Source organism: Ferrovibrio sp., from assembly GCF_041906005.1.
Taxonomy (GTDB): Bacteria; Pseudomonadota; Alphaproteobacteria; order Ferrovibrionales; family Ferrovibrionaceae; genus Ferrovibrio.
Genome location: NZ_JAYRJY010000001.1, coordinates 3,077,070 through 3,094,341, shown reverse-complemented (window position 1 = coordinate 3,094,341; position 17,272 = coordinate 3,077,070). Strand labels below are relative to the sequence as shown.

Annotated in this window: 17 protein-coding genes and 1 tRNA gene; 7 read left to right on the top strand and 11 right to left on the bottom strand. The window is 61.3% G+C overall.

What is annotated here, in order from left to right; genetic code table 11:
• Window positions 1–154: 154 nt before the first annotated feature.
• Window positions 155–1,024 (top strand): ferritin family protein, encoded by an 870-nt coding sequence (locus tag ACE3OO_RS15180; RefSeq protein ID WP_374304275.1) that lies wholly within the window; start codon window positions 155–157, stop codon window positions 1,022–1,024.
• On the opposite strand, the gene ACE3OO_RS15175 is transcribed toward ACE3OO_RS15180, so the two are convergent.
• The 3 genes from ACE3OO_RS15175 to ACE3OO_RS15165 are packed head-to-tail and all read right to left on the bottom strand — an operon-like array spanning window position 985 to window position 2,711.
• Window positions 985–2,112 (bottom strand): hypothetical protein, encoded by a 1,128-nt coding sequence (locus ACE3OO_RS15175; RefSeq protein WP_374304274.1) that lies wholly within the window; start codon window positions 2,110–2,112, stop codon window positions 985–987. The two genes, ACE3OO_RS15180 and ACE3OO_RS15175, sit on opposite strands and share 40 nt — an antisense overlap.
• Before the next feature lie 19 nt (window positions 2,113–2,131).
• A complete protein-coding gene (locus ACE3OO_RS15170) occupies window positions 2,132–2,377 on the bottom strand; it encodes a DUF2249 domain-containing protein (RefSeq protein ID WP_374304273.1) in 246 nt (81 codons plus the stop codon).
• 10 nt (window positions 2,378–2,387) lie between these two features.
• Window positions 2,388–2,711 carry a metal-sulfur cluster assembly factor gene (locus ACE3OO_RS15165; protein ID WP_374304272.1) on the bottom strand — a complete coding sequence of 108 codons (324 nt, stop codon included), beginning with the start codon at window positions 2,709–2,711 and terminating at the stop codon, window positions 2,388–2,390.
• A 146-nt stretch (window positions 2,712–2,857) separates the two neighbouring features.
• Between ACE3OO_RS15165 and ACE3OO_RS15160 the strand changes: the two genes are divergently transcribed.
• On the top strand, window positions 2,858–3,067 hold the full coding sequence (locus ACE3OO_RS15160; RefSeq protein ID WP_374304271.1) for a DUF1858 domain-containing protein: 210 nt from the start codon (window positions 2,858–2,860) through the stop codon (window positions 3,065–3,067).
• Here ACE3OO_RS15160 and ACE3OO_RS15155 read toward each other — a convergent pair.
• Window positions 3,052–3,597, bottom strand: coding sequence for a Crp/Fnr family transcriptional regulator (locus tag ACE3OO_RS15155; RefSeq protein WP_374304270.1), 546 nt, complete (start codon window positions 3,595–3,597; stop codon window positions 3,052–3,054). The two genes, ACE3OO_RS15160 and ACE3OO_RS15155, sit on opposite strands and share 16 nt — an antisense overlap.
• Here ACE3OO_RS15155 and ACE3OO_RS15150 point away from each other — a divergent pair.
• Together ACE3OO_RS15150 and ACE3OO_RS15145 are read left to right on the top strand one after the other, a co-directional pair.
• Entirely contained in the window at window positions 3,580–3,894 is a 315-nt protein-coding gene (locus ACE3OO_RS15150) for a hypothetical protein (protein ID WP_374304269.1), read from the top strand. The genes ACE3OO_RS15155 and ACE3OO_RS15150 overlap by 18 nt on opposite strands.
• Before the next feature lie 48 nt (window positions 3,895–3,942).
• Window positions 3,943–4,389 carry a pseudoazurin gene (locus tag ACE3OO_RS15145; RefSeq protein ID WP_374304268.1) on the top strand — a complete coding sequence of 149 codons (447 nt, stop codon included), beginning with the start codon at window positions 3,943–3,945 and terminating at the stop codon, window positions 4,387–4,389.
• Window positions 4,390–4,541: 152 nt separating this feature from the next.
• Here ACE3OO_RS15145 and ACE3OO_RS15140 read toward each other — a convergent pair.
• Window positions 4,542–4,618: transfer RNA gene (locus ACE3OO_RS15140), tRNA-Arg, on the bottom strand.
• A 265-nt stretch (window positions 4,619–4,883) separates the two neighbouring features.
• On the opposite strand from ACE3OO_RS15140, the gene ACE3OO_RS15135 reads away from it, so the two are divergent.
• The gene (locus ACE3OO_RS15135) at window positions 4,884–6,080 is read left to right on the top strand and encodes a hypothetical protein (RefSeq protein WP_374304267.1); all 1,197 of its coding nucleotides are present in this window, start codon (window positions 4,884–4,886) and stop codon (window positions 6,078–6,080) included.
• Window positions 6,081–6,150: 70 nt separating this feature from the next.
• On the opposite strand, the gene ACE3OO_RS15130 is transcribed toward ACE3OO_RS15135, so the two are convergent.
• The 6 genes from ACE3OO_RS15130 to ACE3OO_RS15105 all read right to left on the bottom strand — a co-directional run bounded on the left by ACE3OO_RS15130 (window position 6,151) and on the right by ACE3OO_RS15105 (window position 14,590).
• Window positions 6,151–7,647 (bottom strand): ABC transporter substrate-binding protein, encoded by a 1,497-nt coding sequence (locus ACE3OO_RS15130; protein WP_374304266.1) that lies wholly within the window; start codon window positions 7,645–7,647, stop codon window positions 6,151–6,153.
• Complete coding sequence (locus ACE3OO_RS15125) at window positions 7,644–8,696, bottom strand: P1 family peptidase (protein ID WP_374304265.1); 1,053 nt, start codon at window positions 8,694–8,696, stop codon at window positions 7,644–7,646. The genes ACE3OO_RS15130 and ACE3OO_RS15125 overlap by 4 nt, the downstream gene beginning before the upstream one ends.
• Before the next feature lie 73 nt (window positions 8,697–8,769).
• A complete protein-coding gene (locus tag ACE3OO_RS15120; protein WP_374304264.1) occupies window positions 8,770–10,896 on the bottom strand; it encodes an NAD(P)-binding protein in 2,127 nt (708 codons plus the stop codon).
• Between the two features lie 46 nt (window positions 10,897–10,942).
• Complete coding sequence (locus tag ACE3OO_RS15115) at window positions 10,943–11,431, bottom strand: class I SAM-dependent methyltransferase (protein ID WP_374304263.1); 489 nt, start codon at window positions 11,429–11,431, stop codon at window positions 10,943–10,945.
• Window positions 11,432–11,440: 9 nt separating this feature from the next.
• Window positions 11,441–11,896 carry a cyclic nucleotide-binding domain-containing protein gene (locus tag ACE3OO_RS15110; protein WP_374304262.1) on the bottom strand — a complete coding sequence of 152 codons (456 nt, stop codon included), beginning with the start codon at window positions 11,894–11,896 and terminating at the stop codon, window positions 11,441–11,443.
• Between the two features lie 39 nt (window positions 11,897–11,935).
• A complete protein-coding gene (locus tag ACE3OO_RS15105; RefSeq protein ID WP_374304261.1) occupies window positions 11,936–14,590 on the bottom strand; it encodes an ABC transporter transmembrane domain-containing protein in 2,655 nt (884 codons plus the stop codon).
• Window positions 14,591–14,764: 174 nt separating this feature from the next.
• Between ACE3OO_RS15105 and ACE3OO_RS15100 the strand changes: the two genes are divergently transcribed.
• Together ACE3OO_RS15100 and ACE3OO_RS15095 are read left to right on the top strand one after the other, a co-directional pair.
• Window positions 14,765–15,988 carry a glycosyltransferase family protein gene (locus ACE3OO_RS15100; protein ID WP_374304260.1) on the top strand — a complete coding sequence of 408 codons (1,224 nt, stop codon included), beginning with the start codon at window positions 14,765–14,767 and terminating at the stop codon, window positions 15,986–15,988.
• Between the two features lie 27 nt (window positions 15,989–16,015).
• Window positions 16,016–17,254, top strand: a complete 1,239-nt coding sequence (locus ACE3OO_RS15095; protein ID WP_374304259.1) for a glycosyltransferase family 4 protein — start codon at window positions 16,016–16,018, stop codon at window positions 17,252–17,254.
• Window positions 17,255–17,272: the final 18 nt, after the last annotated feature.

Here is a 17,272-nt window from a genome sequence, read left to right as displayed (position 1 = left end):
CTATAGAAATCGGAGCCCCAGTATTCGTTGTGCTATGTCAAATATTTCTCCGTCTTCAGAGAAAGCCTACGCTATTATTGACGGATGTCAAAATTTGACCCATGGCGCAGAAGCGAGGAGACTCCCGCTGCATCACGACAGCGAGGAGATCCGGATGACTTATTTGACATCGGAACCGCCCTCCCCCGTCCGGTCACTCGACGAGCTTCTAGCCATTGCATATGCGCTGGAGCACGAGGCCGCCGAAAATTACGCAGCGTTCGCTGAAAAAACGCGCCAGGAAGGTTTGCCGAAGCTTGCGGACCTGTTCGAGACGTTGGCTGCTGAAGAACGACATCACGAACATTATGTGCAGGCGTGGTCAAAGCAGCATTCGGGCAAGACCCCGGACCCTGCCGCGATCCGCTGGGATCTGCCTGAGACCTTCGATCTGGCCGGCGGCAGAGAACTGGCATCATCGCGCCTAGCCACCGCTTATCGCATCCTAGCGGTCGCGGTGCAGAATGAGGATCGCGCTTTTGCGCTGTGGAGCTATATCGCAGCCCATGCCGAGGCCGGCGCCATTCGCGAGGCGGCCGAGACGATGGCGCGCCAGGAATTGCAGCATGCCTGGGATCTGCGGCGCGCTCGCCGGCAAGCCTATCACGCCGAGGGGCTCGGCAAGACCTCGCCTGCAGGTGCCAAAACGCTGGCAGGCCTGAGGCAGCTCGAGCTTCGACTGGCGCAGGACCTTGAGCGGGCGGCGGCGGGCGCACAAGGCGAAGTGGCGCAGGAGTTGCGGCGGCTGGCACAGGAATCGCGCCAATCGGCAGGACAGTTGACCGGCGTTCAGCCCGTCGAAGACACGGCTAAGGGAATGAGCGATATCCTGACTATAGCCGAGCGCCTGGCCGAAGATTACCTCGACATTAGTGATCATTCCTCCAGTGAAACCGAGATCGGGCAGGCGCAGGCTTTGGCTGAACGCGCGGTGCTGCGGTTGGCTCAACTTCGCGCTTTGGGCAAGGCGCTGCCGGGCGGTTGAAGCGTTGCATGGGTATTCCTGGCGTCTCGGCGGAAGCGCCACGTGGCGGCAGCCATGGTCAGCATAAATGCCACAATCGCCAGTACCGTGACGATGCCGCTGCCCTGCCGTAGTCCGGCCCCTTCCGCAAGGCCGCCTACCACGCGCAGCAGCACCGAAAGGTGCAGCAGCGCCAAAGGCAGATAGAGCCACGGCGTGTAAACGACGCGCCATTGCGTCACGGCCGGCAGGATGATCAACGCATGACCGAACACCATAGAGATCACGAAACCAATCAGGACGGCATGCAGTGCGACATCATAGCCGAAAGCCGTAACTCCTGGCGGCCATAACAGCAAGGCAGCGCCGGCCAGACCCAACCAGGCATATCCCAGCAGCATGCAGATGGCGAAGAACCTGGTCTGGCCTTTTTGCTGCACAGTGCGCCGGGCAATATCATGGCGGAACAGCCATATTGTCGCCGCCAGTAGACCGAAGCCGAACAGCACAGCCCCATTGTCGTCCATCGGGCCATTGCGGGCGCCGACGGCGAGCAGGCCAATGACCATGACGAACAACGCTTCGCTGCCGGATTTGCGCGGCAGCAGGCGACTCATTTCCAGACGTTCACCTGCGATGGTGAGGATAAGAAAAACCAGCCACCAGCCAACCAAATCCGGGACCGCGCCGCCTAGCAGCCAGAGCAGGTTGCCAGCCAGCCACGCGAGCGCACCGAACAGCAAGGCGCCGGTGAACAGGGCCGGCTGCTGGCGCAGGATCAGCAGGGATGCGAATGCCAGCACACCGCTAGCCAGCAGATAGGCCGATGCGCCGAAAACCGGCGGCAGGCCGACAAGCAGCATCAGGCTGCCCAGCCCCGTCGCGATCGGCCCCAGATAAGCCCAAGGGCGCGCCAGTGCGACGGCCCGTTCCAGGCTGATCAGCGAGCCAAACAGACCCGAAATCATCAAAGGGCCGTGCAACTGCGCGAAAGATGCGCCATGCGGCAAAACCCAGCCCAGCCGCCACAGGCCACTACACAGCCCGACGAACAGACTCATGCCGCCGAGCAGCAGCAGCAGGATGCGGAACCGCAGGGGGTTCCGCATCGCCGCCGGCAGTATGTGCTCAAGCCGCGGCACGGCCGATCCGCACCTGCCAAACATCGGGTCCCTGCTCCTGGTAGGTCCAGTCGAACAGGCCGGGGAATTCGGCGTTGAACTGGTAGTAAAGCGGTTTGGGATCATGATCGTTCACCAGCAGGAATGCCTGTCCCGGTGTGAGGTCGAGGAAAGTCTGGAAAATCAGCGGATGGCGCATGCGTGGCGCAATCTCACGGACATCGATGGTGGTGGTGACGGTATCGGCGCTCATCGCGGCCTCCTCAGTGGCGGCCGAGCATTGCCCGGCCCTGTTCGGTGATGCGGTCCGGCTTCCATGGCGGCTCCCAGACCAATTTGACGTCCACCATGCCGGCTTCGGGAAACCGCTGCCGCAGCCGATCTTCCGCCTCGCGCACGATCATCGCCCCGAGCGGGCAGGCCCGCGTGGTGAGGGTGATCGCAACGTCGATGGCATCCGCCGTCCGCATCGCGTGATAGACCAGCCCGAGATCGACAATGCTTAATCCCACTTCCGGATCGATCACGGCCTGCAGTGTGTTGAGGACATCGGTATCGAGTGCGGCCGGAATAGCTGGAGTCGTCATGGGTAACCTCGCATGGACAGGCCCCATATGCGGTGCGGGACGAGATTCTTCTTTGTGCTGCCGCAAATTCCGGTACTGCGACGGCACCAGATGCCCAACTTGCGCTGCGACAAAGACGCGCGGTCCGTTTTCCCTATCATGGCGGCATGGCAATCGGACCTGACGATATCGTGGACGATGTCCTGCACCGCAGACCTGCGGTGATCCGCGTCTTTCTCGATCACAGGATGCGCTGCGTCGGTTGCCCGATCGCCTGCTTTCACAGCATTGAGGATGCCTGTCGGGCCCATGGCATCCCACCCGATCCTTTCCTATCCGCTTTGCGGCAGGCGGCGGGCGGTCAGGATTCGGACTGACCCTCCGCCAGCAGGAACAGCCGATGTGCGTCCGTCAGAATGATCCGCTGTCGGCCGCCCTGCACCAGGCCACGATCTTCCCAGGCGCTCAGAATTCGACTGACGGTATGCAGGGTGGTGCCAGTCATCTCTGCGACGTCCTGACGGGTAATCGGGAAATCGATCTCGATGCCCTGCTCGATCTTGCGGCCGGACTGGCGGGCCAGGCGCAGCAGGGCATGGGCGACGCGTCGCTCAACCTCCTCGGTCGACATCTCTACCACGCGGGCCTGCACATCCTGCAGTCTGTTGCCCAGCGCCTGCATCGTGCCGGCGGCAAGAACCGGATATTTCGCCACCAAAGCTGGCCAGGCGGAGGACGACCAAGCCAGCGCCAAGCTCTCGACGATGGCGGTGGCAGTGGCCGGATAGGTGTCGCGTCCGATCGCCATGGCGATGCCGAAGATATCGCCGGGAACGATATAGCGGACTACCACCTGCTGTCCGTCGGGCGTCAGCCGCCCGACACGCAGATGGCCGTTCAGAAGCAAGAAAAAATGTTCCGCCTTGCCGTCCTGTTCGAAAACATTGCTGCCTTTTGGGTAACGGCGCGACACGGCGCCGTCCAGGATACCCCTAATCTGATCGCGGGACAGATCCCGGAACAGGGGCATCTCGGCAACTATCGATGGATCAATGGCGGTCATTCGGCCTGCCCTTCCGAAGAACAGATCGCGGCAGGATATCAAGCAGGCCGCCGGCTTTCCAGTCAGGCCGGCCTCGACGGATTCTCAATTCTGTTTGCGATCGCACAAATAATCTGGATGCACTCGCCGCTATCTACCTGAGCGAAAGGCGGCGCCACATCCGACGTCGCCGTGACATGGAGAATGGCGATGCGTACAGGTTTGTTTTTTGGTGCCGCTCTCGCGGCGTTCACGATTTCCGGTGCCGCGACAGCTGCTGAGATCGAAGTGAAAATGCTCGACAAGGGTGCCGTGGGCGTAATGGTCTTCGAGCCGGCCCTGGTCAAGGTCGCGCCCGGTGATACGGTGAAGTTCGTACCGGTCAACAAGGGCCACAATGTCGAGACCATTGCCGGCATGCTGCCCGACGGAGCGGCGCCTTTCACAGGCAAAGTCAACGAAGCCATCACGGTGAAATTCGACAAACCCGGCATCTATGGCTTCAAATGCAAGCCGCATTACGGCATGGGCATGGTCGGCATGGTGGTGGTTGGAGCGCCCATCAACCAGGATCAGGCGAAAGCCGTGAAACACCCCGGCAAGGCCGGGCAGGTGTTTGCCACGCTGTTCGCCAACCCGGTACTTGCCAGCAAGTGATCCCCGAATCGGCTAGCCGGCAGGTGGCCGAACTGAAAAGGCGGGATCAGGTCGGGCAGGACCCGCCCTTCAGACCCACGAAGGGCGCATTGACCCGGCAAGCTGGCTAGCCGCGCTGCGGATATTTTAGAGAGCTAAGTGATTGGAGAAAATGGCGCGCTCGAAGAGATTCGAACTCCTGACCCCCAGATTCGTAGTCTGGTGCTCTATCCAGCTGAGCTACGAGCGCGCAGGCGGTGGGTACCGCAACGGGGGCGGAACCTACTCAATTCGCCGGGGCAGCGCAAGGGTCTATCCCGGATTGCTTTGATCCGGCGCAACCCTCGGATTCTACTGGCAGAAGATGCTTGCGGGCGGTTCTGACCCCTCCTACAATGCCGGGGTTCGCAGAAGGCTTGCGCGGCATGCTGGTCCAGCGCCGTCGCCGGATGCGACGGGGGGCCCACCAGGCCAGCAGACCAGTGACGAGAAACATCAACGCGAGATGGCGCGGCATGGCAAATCCTGTTCGTAATTTGGTGTTCGGTCGCCGTATGCTGCTGGCGAGCACGGCTTCCTTGGCCTTGCTGCTTTCCGGCTGCTCCTATGTGAGCGACGAACTCTGGCCTTCGCTCACCGGCGAAGACCCGGCCGGCAATCCTGCCCCGGTCCTGACCCAGCAGATCCCGCCCTCCGCCGCCGAGGCCAACCCGAATCCGGTGCTGGGCCAGTCGGGCCCGGTCCTGGGCACCACCAATTTCATCGTCCCGGGCGTCACCCCCGGCCAGGCCACCGGCACCTATGTTGGCCAGAAGGTGCAGCAGATGCGCGGCGAACTGGCCCAGCTGCAGCAGCAGGTGACCCAGCGGAACCAGCAGTTGCAGGGGGTGCGCGCCAGCGCCACCCAGAATTCCCAGCGCTATCACGGTATCGTGGCCGCGGTTTCGACCCGTCTGCAAATGGGCACCACGCCGGGCAACCCGATCCTGGTCAGCCAGTGGACCCAGGCCCAGACTGACCTGGACCGCATGGCCGCCGATGTGGGCAACATGAGCAACCTGGCGAATCAGGTGGCGGCCGATTCGGCAATGTCGACCTACCTGCTGCAGTCGATCAAATCGACCTACAGCCTGTCGGGCGCCATCGACGAGGACCATCGTCAGCTTGCCGTGCTGGAAGACGAAACCGCCAAGACGGTGGTTCTGATCGACCGCCTGCTGGGCGAACTGAGCCAGGATGTGGCGCGCCAGACCAACTACATCGGCGCCGAACGCACCAACCTCACCACCCTGTCGGCTGCGATCAAGCAGGGCGAGTTGCTTGGCCCGGGCCTGGGCAACCGTGCCAATTTCTATGCCGGCGCCCAGCAGTTTGCCGCCATCGACCAGGGCGCTGCGCCGGCAAACACCGCCGGCCGCACCCCGCTGGTGGTGATCCGCTTTGACCGGGCTGACGTGCCCTATCAGCAGGCCTTGTATAACGCCGTGTCGCAGGCCATCGCGCGCAAGCCCAATGCCGTGTTCGACGTGGTGGCCGTGGCCGCCGGTGGCACCCAGGCTCAGACGGCCAGCAACCAGAACCAAGCGCGCCGCAATGCCGACCGCGTGATCCGCTCGCTGGCCGATATGGGCCTGCCGGCCAGCCGCGTGAACGTCTCGGCCGGCAGCAATATCCAGGCTGCCACCAATGAAGTGCATGTCTTCGTGCGCTGACGCGGTTTAATCCGAACAAAGAAAAAGCCCGCCTTTCGGCGGGCTTTTTTGTTGCCTCGTGGCGAGGGGGCTATTGCCAGGCCACGGCAGTCAGGTCGTTGACGAAGATCGGCGCGTTGACCCAGAAGCCGGTCAGGCCCTGCTTGTACACACCCAGTCGCGGCAGGTTGTAGAGATAGACATTGACCGCGTCCTCGGCCAACAGTTGCTGCAGATCCTGCAGGGCTCTGGTGCGCTCGGCCTTGTCCAGGGTCGAGTTGGCCTTGGCGACCAGATCGCGGGCCTTCTGGCTGTCGTACTGGAAGTAGTAGTCGGGCTCGGCGTATTTGACGATGTCGTTCGGCTCGACATGGCTGATGACCGTCAGATCGTAGTTCTTGTTCTTGAACGTGCCGTCGAGCCACTGCGCCCATTCGACATTCTCGATCTTGGCATTGATGCCAACCTGACTCAGCATGGCCTGGACCACTTCGCCAATCGGCTTGGCATAGGGCGGCGGCGGCAGGCGCAGGGTAACTTCCAGATTGCTGACGCCCGCCTCCTTCAATAGCGCCTTCGCCTTGGCCGGATCGTACGGATACATCTTGGTCAGATCGACATAGGCCGGATCATGCGGCGCGAAATGGCTGCCGATCGGCTTTCCATAGCCGGCGGAGGCCGCCTCGATCACCGCGGCGCGATCAATGGCATAGGCCAAGGCCCGACGCACGCGCACATCGTCGAACGGTTTGCGCTTGTTGTTGATGATCACCATGGTCTCGCCCTCGGTCGAGCCGGCGGTGACCTTGAAACGTTTGTCTTTTTCGAATTCACGCACATTCTCGCCCAGGATGCCGATCGGCACGGCATCGATGTCGCCAGCGCGCATGGCTGCCACCAGGGCGCCCTGGTCACCGATGAAGCGCATCTTCACACTCTTCAGCTTGATCGCGGCGGGATTACGATAAGCCTCGTTAGCCGCCAGAGTTACGGAGTCGCCTTTCACCCATTCCGCCAGTTTGTAAGGCCCCGTCCCAACCGGCTTGGTGGCGTTGGTGGCTGCACTTTCTGGCGCGGTGATGACGGCTGTATTTTCGCCCAGGCTGAACAGGAAGGTCGGGTCGGCCTTTTTCAGCGTGATCGCCACAGTAAGCGGATCGGGCGTGACAATGGACTCGATGTTGGCAAATACCGCCTTGCGCTTGTTGGTGCTTTTCTCACCGCCATAGGTTTCAAACGAGAATTTCACATCAGCCGCATCAAAAGTGGTACCGTCGCTGAACTTCACGCCGGATTTCAGCTTGAAGGTAAACACCTTCATGTCAGGCGAAACACTCCAGCTGTCGGCCAGCAGCGGGCCCACCTCGCCGTTTTCCAGAATTTTGGTCAGGCCTTCAAAAATATTGTAATGCACCACCTCGCCAATGGCGGCGGCCGGCGCGATGGTGGGGTCGAGACCAGGCGGCTCCAAGGTCATGGCCAGCACCAGTGAATCCTTCTTCGCCTGTGCCTGGACGACCGTCGGCATGGCTGCAAGGGCTGCCGCCAGCCCCAGTGTGGCAGATAGATAAATCCAGCGTCGCGTCATTTTTTTCCCTCCTCCTGGCGCCGTAGCAGGGCTGCGGCGCAGTCTTCGCCTTCCAGCGGCGTGGCAGACCACACGCCCCGCGCCACAGCGCGGGCCATACAATCGGCAGCAATGCTGCCGACCCGGGCAATCAGCCAGTCACGGCTCACTGCAGCACCTTGATCCTGCCACGCGGCGGTGGCCAGCGCAAAGATGGTATCGCCATCCATCGGCGTATGAACCGGGCGCACGGCGCGGGCCAGGCCATCATGGGCCATGGCCGCCACCTGGCGCAGGCCAGTCTTGTCGAGCACGGAATTGGTGGCCACCACGCCGATGCAGGTATGACCGCCAACATCCCCTCCTGGCACCGGCCGGGCGATGCGGGATTCGGCAGCGAGGCCAAGGTCAATATCACGGGCAAAGGCACTATTCAGGCCACCGAACTCATCACCCTGTTCCCAGGGTTGCGCCCAGAAGCCACGGTTTCCAGGCGTGAGCACGCTCCCCACCGGGTTGACGGCCACCAGTGCCGCAACCATCAAACCATCGGCTTCCTGCCAGGACGCACTGCCCAATCCGCCTTTCAGCTTGCCGGCCATCGCACCAAAACCGGCGCCGGTATTGCCGAGTGGAAAGGCACCGCCCGTGGCCGCGTCGCAGGCGGCATGGCCCAGCCGGCGATAGGGCGGCTCGGCACCCCAGTCCTTGTCGCCGCCATTGGCCAGGTCGAACAGGATTGCGGCCGGCACGATGGGCACCACATTGCCACGCACCGGAAACCCGCGGCCGCGTTCGGCCAGCCATTGCATGACGCCGGAGGCGGCATCCAGACCGAAGGCAGAACCACCGGAAAGACACACCGCATCCACACCAGACATGGCGGCTTCGGGACGCAGCAGATCGGTTTCGCGCGTGCCAGATCCTCCACCGCGCACATCGACCGAACAGGCGGCACGCGCATTGGGCAGAACTACTGTAACGCCGCTGCGCAGGCGTGGATCGGCGGCATGGCCCACCAGCAGTCCCGCGACGTCGGTGATCAGGTTCAACGGCCCCGGTGCGCCCATCCTGCCCTCTCCATTGGCACTATATTGCCAATGCTAGCCAAGGCGGATGGGCGGTGCCAGTGCCGGAGCGGCGCTAGAGGTTGTCCGCTTTGGGCCCCTGCTTAGGCGGATAACCATAAACCTTATCCAGCGGCATTGCCGTCGGGTCGATGGCATGTACCGCCAGTTTGCCGCCCATGCAGGCTCCTTCGAAACTGCCGACATTGAGGCCGGTGTATATCCAGTCGCCTGCCAGAACGAGGTTGGCGAAACCGGAATCCCATGCTTTGAGACGATATTTGGTACTGCCCGGCGGCGAGGTGACATAACGTTCGCTCGGATCGATGTTGGGCTTCCAGAATTGCTGGTCCAGACGCGCCACGCCGACCGTGGTGGAATCGCTTTTCAGGCAAACCAGCTGGCTGAAATCGAAACCGATCTGATCGCCCGGCGGATTGACGGCGTTGGTGACTGATTTCGGCAATAAAGCGCCCATGCAGGCCTGCAAATATTGCTGGGCCTGATATTTCACCCGGGCGTATTCGCGTTTCGGATAGTCATGATCGCTAAAGGCTGGCTGGGCACCGTATTGCGGTGTGGCGCCCGAGAAATACAGCAGCGACTGTGGTGCATTGTCGGCCGGCCACGTCTCCATCGGGATCAGGTCGGAGAAATCGGCCACGCCGTCGATCGGATTGACGAAGGTGGCGCCGATCAGCCGGTCGTAATTCTTGAAATCGAACGGTAGGCCCATCTGCTTCAGCGTGGGCTTCATCCACACTTGCAGGGTCTGGGTCTGCACTGTCTTCACCGCATCCACCATCTGAGGCCATTTCGGATTGGCCTGCATCAGCTGCGGTGCCAAGATCGGCAATGTACCGATCGACATTGCCGCAACCACGGTGTCGAAATCCTCTCCAGCCTTGATCCGCTTTTCCGCCACCGGTTTCCACGGCGTCCAATAGGATTCGATATCCACATTTGCCGCCTTCATCGCCTCGCCTTCGACCAGTTGGTCGTAGAGCGGGCGATCAGGCCAAACCGGAAGCGTCTTGCCGCCGAACTGCGCCAGCGGCAGCTCGATCAATGGATCATAGCCTCGCACCTTATCTTTCGGTGTAGCCTGCACATCGAACACCACTTCGCCCACGCCGTTCGGTCCGGTGGTGATTTCGCGCACCTTGTGAAACAGCTCGACTTTCACGCCCAACCGTTTGAGCAGGAGATATAGCGGCGCCACCACGGTATCGCCGGTGCCGGCAGCGAACAGCCAGCCGAAAGAGCCGAGATAGGCGAATTCACGCAATGTCCAGTGCAGGTAAGCTCCGGCCGCCATGGCCGGCGGTCGCGTGGTGTCGCCGTCTGGATATTGGTACGACAGGTTCGGCGTGTTCATCGCCAGCGGCGAGGAAATGGTGAGCATCGAGCCGCCATGACGCGCAAACCATTCCGAAAAGTTTTCGTCGTCGAGTTGGTCGAACCCCTTGTTCAGCACGTCATCCTTGATGATGCCGCGGATCATGGTGAGGAAATAATCCAATGTGATGTAAAGGTGGCGCAAGGCATCATTGCCCTCGACCAGCTTTTCCACCTGGCGTTTGAACCAGAGCCAGAAATCGTCCACTGCCTTCAGCAGCGTGCCGCCCTGCCCCTGGGCGATCGCCTCGGCTTCTTCCGACAGACGGTTCATGAGGCCGCGCGCAACGCTGAATTCCAGCGCTGCCGAAGGAATATGCGCCGCGTGAGCGTCAAACATCTTGGCCAGAAATTCGACCAGCGCCTTGATCCAGTGCCGCAGCGTGGGCAGCGAGTCCGGCTCCCATGGCTTCAGATCGTTGCGCGGGACCGTGATCTTCCAGTTCACCCAGCGGTAATCACGGAATTCCCAGCACAGGATGGAGTCGATGGGATAGAAAGCCTCCTCGAAGGTGGCCAGCGGCATGCCGGCCGGCCGGTCCAGCAACCGGTAGGCTTCGGTCATCATTGACAATGTGTTGTAATACGAACCGAGGAAGCCATGGATACCATGCTCCTCGATGCGATTGCCGAATTCGGGGTTGCGTCCGGTGGCGCATTTGCCGCCCAGGCGCCAGCCGATGCAGTAGATTGTAATGTCGTATTTGTCCTGCGCACCTGGCTGGCTGGCCAGATAGAAGGCGCTGGTCAATGCGGATACCCCGCCGCCGAGGATAGCGATTTTACGCTTCTTGCCGTCCGACATGATCCCCCACTTGCCTTGTTGATTGGCTGGGGGATTCGATGCCCCCTCAGGCTCTTATATACATGAAGTAGCGCTCAGGCGGAATTGGCACCGGCATAGGTTGCGGCAGCAGGGCCGGATGGCTCATCTTCTGGTCACTGAACAAGATGCCTCCCGGAGCAAGCAGCAATGGCAAGACATCCGCCAACATGATCATCTGGCGGGCGTTTGCCTCCGGGTCGCCCAAACCCGCATCGCTATGGGCCAGGACCGCGCCCCCGGGATGGGCGGCGGCAAAGGCCGGCAGGGTTTGGGCGAATTCGCCCAGGATCAGGCGATCCGCCGGTGGATAGGACCGCGGATTGGCATTATTCGCCCGGTCAAAGGCATAAATCCGCTCCGCCCCCAGACCGCTGCGCAAATGATCATAGGTCCGACCGTTGCCAAGGCCGATCTCCAGCACCAGTCCGGTCTTGTCACCAATGACGCCCATGGCCCAATTCAAGACATCGCGCTGCGCCTGTAGGCGCCGGATAAAACTGTCAAGCCGACTCATAACGTTGCTTCAACCCTTCAACTTGGCCGACAAGCTGCGCAGGTCGGCGGTGGTGCGTTCCAGCCTCTGCGCCAATACACGCATGATCTCGATGGCTATCTGCGGAAAATCTGCGATCAGGCGGAAAAACAAATCTTTCTCGATGCGCAGGGTGGTTACTTCGCTAGCTGCGATCACAGTAGCGGTTCGCGGCACATCACAGAGAATCGCGATCTCGCCGACGAAATCGTTCTGTTTGAGATGCGCCACCTTCAACTGCCCGCCCGGCGCGTCGACCATGACATCCGCTTCGCCACCGATGATGACAAAGGCCGCATCGCCCGGATCGCCTTGATGGAACAGCACATCGCCCGGCTTATAGGTCAGGCGCTGGCTTGTGAAGGCCAGAAGCTTAAGCTTGGATGCCTCGATCTTGGCAAACAGCGGGATCCGTCGCAGCAATTCGACTTCCTCATTCAGGCTCATGACACAATCTCCATCGGCTGAGTGCCGTTCGGGCCGGGATCAGGCTGGCGCCAGCATCTGTTTGAAACGGCCATGCTTCTCGCATAGTTCGGCATAGGGCCCGCATTGCGTCACCCGGCCATGCTCAATCACGACCACTGTATCGAACAATTCACAATCAGCGGCGCGCTGCAAGGACCACACCAATCCGGCATCCTTGCGTGCCTCGACCACCGCCCTTACGACCTGGGCGTGGCTACGCGGATCGAGCGTTGCGGTGGCCTCCGATAGCATCAGCCAGTCCGGACGCTTCACCAATGCGCGGGCGATGGCCAGCTTTTGACGCTGCGCTGCCGTCAGGCGGGCGCCGGCAATGCCAACCTCGAATTGCAGGCCCACTTCGATGATCGGTTCGCGCAACTGCATCTGCTCCACCACATCGGCGATCACACGGCCGATCTTCTCCTGTGCCTGGGCCTGACCATAGGCGACCCGGCCGAACAGGATATTGTCGACGATGCTGGACGAGACGGTGAACTGATCCGGATCGAAGAATGCGATGGCGTCACGCCGCTCGGCCGGCAGGGTTTCGGCAAAAATCCTGCGCGCCTTGAGAATCGCATCGCGCTCGGCTTCGTTGAAATGACCGAGACGGTGACGGGCAAGCACCAGCCTGAAAGGCAGCGACATCAGGCGCACGCGATCCGGCTCCGCCAGTTGATCCAACGCATCGGGCTTGGTGCGCAGCAACAGGTCTTTATAATCAGGCAGGTCGTCGGACGAGATGAAGCTGAATTGCTGGAAGAACTCATGATCAGGCGGCAGGTCGGCGAACAATTCGACCATGGTGCCGGCCACTTCGTAGCCGATCTGCAGAAAACGCTGACGCAGGCCAACAGAATCGAGCACGCCGAGCACATGCGGATCGCGCGCCAGATTGTCTTCTTGATAGGTGGCGTCCCGCGCCGTGCCGAACATCAGGTTCTCGGCGACAGTGGCATTGCTGTTGTAGCGGGTCGGATCCCAGTTCTCGACCAAGTCGGCTAGCGCGCCGCTATTGAGTTTCTCGCGGAAGGCCACGCGGGCAGCCAATACGCGCTCGGCCACATCCGGCTTTTTCTGCGGGTCGAGCGTGCCCCGCATGCCGATCTGGTATACATCCTCGTCGAAAGCTGCCGTGCGCAAGGCCGTGATTGCAACCGTGGTAATGTCTTCCGCTCCCCTGGCGCCGGCAGCAGGATAATCGGTCCAATCCGCGTCAGGATCGTAAGGGGAATTGCCTGAGGCCCGCGCTTCGCTCATATCACGTTCGAAGCGCGCGCGTTCGACACCATCCAGTTGGCGTGGGACCATTGGCCGGTGGCGCAGGCCGAGAAACAGGTTATTGCCCAGGGTGGTGTTGAAGATATAGCTGGACGCGCCAACATAGGCGAGCCGGCGACCTGCCACGGTCTCCGTCAGGTCAGCCAGATTGCGATCATTGATCAGAATCTTGCCACGGCCGGGCGGAATCATCCGTGCCAGCAACTGCAGCAGTTCATCACGCCCATGATCGCCGACCACGGCCACCCGCGAGGGCCAGGGCAGGCTCAGCGTCAGGTTTTCCAGAATCGGCTGATCCTGATCGTCGTTCAGCACCACACCCGAAACGGCGACCGGACCGGCCAGCGAGACTGGTTCAGCAGGCTCGGCATTCTGATCTTCCTCGCCCCGCAGACCATCGGGCTCGAACTGGCTGACCACCTGTTCGTATTTCTGCTTCACGTCTTCGCGGGTCTGATAGTGGTTAAGCAGTTCCTTCCACGGCGCACCCATTTCCTTATGGGCGTTCACCGCCGCCACCACCGTACCAACATCCATATGCCCCTGGATGGTGAGGTAGCCGCCAATGGCATAGAAAAAGAAAGGGCCTAGCTGCTGAATGAAATTGTTCAAGAACTTGATCATGAACTTGCGCTGGAATATCTCCACGCGGATCCAGTAGCTGATGCTCAGGCGGCGGGTGAATTCCGCCAGCATGGGATGGGAAGCATCGTGGGTATGCAGTTCTGGTATGCCGCTGATCGTTTCCCCGATGCGATCCGATAGCCGGCGCTGGTTCTTGATGCGCTCGCGACCCAGGGCGCGCACCTTGGCCTGCATCCTGGGCACGAAGTAGAACTGGATTGGATACAGCGATACGGCCGCAACGGCCATCAACGGATTCTGGATCACCAGGAAGGTGAAAATCACCAGCAGCATGCCGCCCTGAAAGATCGGCAAGGCAAAGCTCTCGCCGATGAAGCCGCCGATCGGTTCCACCTCGGCGATCACCATCGGTATGATCTCGCCCTGGCTGGTACGCCGGAAGGTCGGCAACGGGAACCGCAGGATGCGGGCATACAGTTCGTAACGCAGGCGTCGCAACATGCGTTCGCCCGCCACGCCCTGGAAATAATTGATGGCGTATTTGAAGCATTGCTGGATGATCACCAGCGCCAGAAAGCCGGCACACAGCAGAAATAGATAATGCGTGTGATCCAGCCGCAGCAGGCCCAGACCCCAAACATCGATCGGGAAACTGACGCCCTTCCCCTCGATGCCCTGGTTGACGATCGTCTTGGGCATGCTGAGGTAGTAATAGTATGGGAAGAACGAAATCACCGACAGGACGGTGATGATGACCTGCTGTTTGAGACTGTATTTAAGGATGAAATTGTAGAGGTTCTTGTCCACGGAACTTTCTCCGAGCCCGGCCAGACCTTAGCCGATCGGTGGCGGGCCGCCAATCGCCGAGACGGAACGGGAACAGCTTAAGAATCACTATCAGCTCAGGGCCTTGGCCTGCCCCGTGGGGCTATGCCATAGTCCCCCGCATCACAGCTCCCACCGGGGGAGGGGGATACCGGCATGGTTTCGCGCAGCGACGGCACCCGTGTGCTGATCTACAGCCACGACACCTTCGGCCTTGGCCATCTGCGCCGGTGCCGAACCATTGCTCATGCCTTGGTGGAACGTCATAAGGACATGTCGGTCCTGATCCTGTCGGGGTCGCCCATCATCGGCAGTTTCGATTTTCGCAGCCGGGTCGATTTTGTCCGCATCCCGGGCGTGATCAAACTGCGCGACGGACAATACACCTCGCTAAACCTGCCGATGGATATCGAGGAGACCCTGAAAATCAGGGCCGAGATCATCCAGCATACGGCCAAGATTTTCGATCCCGACATCTTCATTGTCGACAAGGAACCGCTGGGCCTGCGTGGCGAGGCCCTCGAAACCATGAAGATGCTCAAGGCTGGCGGCACCCGCCTGGTGCTGGGCCTGCGCGACGTGATGGACGAGCCCAGCGCCCTGGCGCCCGAATGGGAACGCAAGAATGTCATGCCGGCTCTGAAATCCCTGTTCGACCAGATATGGGTTTATGGCCTGCCGCAATTCTGCGACCCGCTGGAAGGCATCGCCCTGCCCGACCGGGTGCGCCGCAAGGTGGTTTATACCGGCTATCTGCCGCGTTTCTCGCCGGAGGCCCTGCCCGAACATCAGTTGCCGGAAATCACCCAGCGGCCATTCCTGCTGGTCACTCCGGGCGGCGGCGGCGACGGCGAAGGCCTGATCGAATGGGTATTGCGCGCCTATGAAAGCAACGAGATGCTGCCTTATCCGGCGCTGATCGTGCTGGGCCCCTTCATGCAGCGCGAACGCCGCGCCGATTTTCTCAGCTGTGTCGCCAAGTTGCCGCGCGTGGAAGCCATCACCTTCGACGCCCATATGGAGCATCTGGTGCAGAATGCCGTCGGCGTTCTGGCCATGGGCGGCTACAATACCTTCTGCGAGATTCTGACCCTGGACAAGCGCGCCATCATCGTGCCGCGCAAACGTCCCCGCATGGAGCAATATATCCGCGCCCATCGCGCCCAGCAGCTTGGTCTGGTGCGCATGCTGGAAGATGACGGCATATATGATCCCGCCGTAATGGCAAATGCTTTGCGCAATCTGCCGCGCCAGCCGCAACCGTCCGAAATCGTCATTCCTGGCCTGCTTGAGGGTCTGGATAACGTGGATCGCCTGGTACAACCCTGGCTGCGGCCGGCGGCAACGCCCGCCTCCAACGTGGTCGGCCTGCGCGGCTGATCCGCGCAATATCAGTCTTCATAGTCCATGTCCGAGTCGCAGTCCCCTTCGGTTGCCTTCATCCTGAAAGGCTATCCGCGCCTGTCTGAAACCTTCATCGCCCAGGAAATCGCCGCGCTTGAAGCGCGCGGACTGGACATCATGATCGTTTCCCTGCGCCACCCTACCGATACCAAGCGGCATGCATTGCACGGCCTGATCAGGGCGCCGCTGCTCTATCTGCCGGAATACCTGTATCAGGAACCGATGCGCGTGCTTCGAGGCTGGTGGAAAATTCGTCGTCAGCCCGGCTATCGCGCCGCGCTGGCGCAATGGTGGCGCGACCTGAAACGCGACCACACACCGAACCGGATCCGCCGTTTTGGCCAGGCGATGGTGCTGGCAGCCGAACTGCCCGCCCATTACCGTCACCTGCATGCGCATTTTATCCACACGCCCGGTTCGGTTACGCGTTATGCAGCCATGATGCTGGGACTGCCGTGGTCGGCTTCGGCCCATGCCCGCGACATATGGATCACCCCGGAATGGGAAAAGCGCGAAAAGCTGCGTGACTGTTGCTGGGCTGTCACCTGCACGGCCCATAATGTCACTCATCTTTCCGCGCTCAGCGATCCGGCCAAGGTATCGCTCGTCTATCACGGCATCGACTTTTCCCGTTTTCCCGCCCCTCCGGCGTGGCGGCCGCCGCGCGACGGCCGCGATCCGAGCGATCCCGTACGCCTGATTTCAGTCGGCCGCGCGGTGGAAAAAAAAGGCTTCGACATCCTTTTGACAGCCTTGGCCCATTTGCCGAGCGACTTGTACTGGCGTTTCGCCCATATCGGTGGTGGGCCGTTACTGCCGGCCCTAAAAACACAGGCGGAAAGACTGGGCATTGCCGAACGGATCACCTGGCATGGCGCGCAGGCGCAGGACGATGTGATCGCCGCCTATCGCGAGGCCGATATCTTCGCATTGGCCAGCCGCCGCGACCGCGACGGCGACATGGATGGCCTGCCGAATGTGCTGATGGAAGCGCAAAGCCAAGCCCTGCCCTGTGTCGCCAGCGCCATCTCGGCCATTCCGGAATTGATCATCGATGGAGGAACAGGCCTGCTGGTGCCGCCCGAGGATGCGGGGGCGCTGACCGTGGCCCTAAACCACCTGATCGTCGATCCGGCCCTGCGCGTCAGGCTTGGGCAGGCCGCCGCATTGCGAGTGCGTCGGGATTTTGACATGACGGCCGGCATCGCCGCGCTGGCTCGCCGCTTTGGCCTGGCGCCCTGAGCCAAGGCGACACTCATG

Bases quoted from the DNA above. Each gene is read 5' to 3' on its own strand.
- ACE3OO_RS15180 (WP_374304275.1), top strand. From the start codon at position 155: ATGACTTATTTGACATCGGAACCGCCCTCCCCCGTCCGGTCACTCGAC.
- ACE3OO_RS15175 (WP_374304274.1), bottom strand. From the start codon at position 2,112: ATGCGGAACCCCCTGCGGTTCCGCATCCTGCTGCTGCTGCTCGGCGGC.
- ACE3OO_RS15170 (WP_374304273.1), bottom strand. From the start codon at position 2,377: ATGAGCGCCGATACCGTCACCACCACCATCGATGTCCGTGAGATTGCG.
- ACE3OO_RS15165 (WP_374304272.1), bottom strand. From the start codon at position 2,711: ATGACGACTCCAGCTATTCCGGCCGCACTCGATACCGATGTCCTCAAC.
- ACE3OO_RS15160 (WP_374304271.1), top strand. From the start codon at position 2,858: ATGGCAATCGGACCTGACGATATCGTGGACGATGTCCTGCACCGCAGA.
- ACE3OO_RS15150 (WP_374304269.1), top strand. From the start codon at position 3,580: ATGGCCGTTCAGAAGCAAGAAAAAATGTTCCGCCTTGCCGTCCTGTTC.
- ACE3OO_RS15145 (WP_374304268.1), top strand. From the start codon at position 3,943: ATGCGTACAGGTTTGTTTTTTGGTGCCGCTCTCGCGGCGTTCACGATT.
- ACE3OO_RS15135 (WP_374304267.1), top strand. From the start codon at position 4,884: ATGGCAAATCCTGTTCGTAATTTGGTGTTCGGTCGCCGTATGCTGCTG.
- ACE3OO_RS15130 (WP_374304266.1), bottom strand. From the start codon at position 7,647: ATGACGCGACGCTGGATTTATCTATCTGCCACACTGGGGCTGGCGGCA.
- ACE3OO_RS15125 (WP_374304265.1), bottom strand. From the start codon at position 8,696: ATGGGCGCACCGGGGCCGTTGAACCTGATCACCGACGTCGCGGGACTG.
- ACE3OO_RS15120 (WP_374304264.1), bottom strand. From the start codon at position 10,896: ATGTCGGACGGCAAGAAGCGTAAAATCGCTATCCTCGGCGGCGGGGTA.
- ACE3OO_RS15115 (WP_374304263.1), bottom strand. From the start codon at position 11,431: ATGAGTCGGCTTGACAGTTTTATCCGGCGCCTACAGGCGCAGCGCGAT.
- ACE3OO_RS15110 (WP_374304262.1), bottom strand. From the start codon at position 11,896: ATGAGCCTGAATGAGGAAGTCGAATTGCTGCGACGGATCCCGCTGTTT.
- ACE3OO_RS15100 (WP_374304260.1), top strand. From the start codon at position 14,765: ATGGTTTCGCGCAGCGACGGCACCCGTGTGCTGATCTACAGCCACGAC.
- ACE3OO_RS15095 (WP_374304259.1), top strand. From the start codon at position 16,016: ATGTCCGAGTCGCAGTCCCCTTCGGTTGCCTTCATCCTGAAAGGCTAT.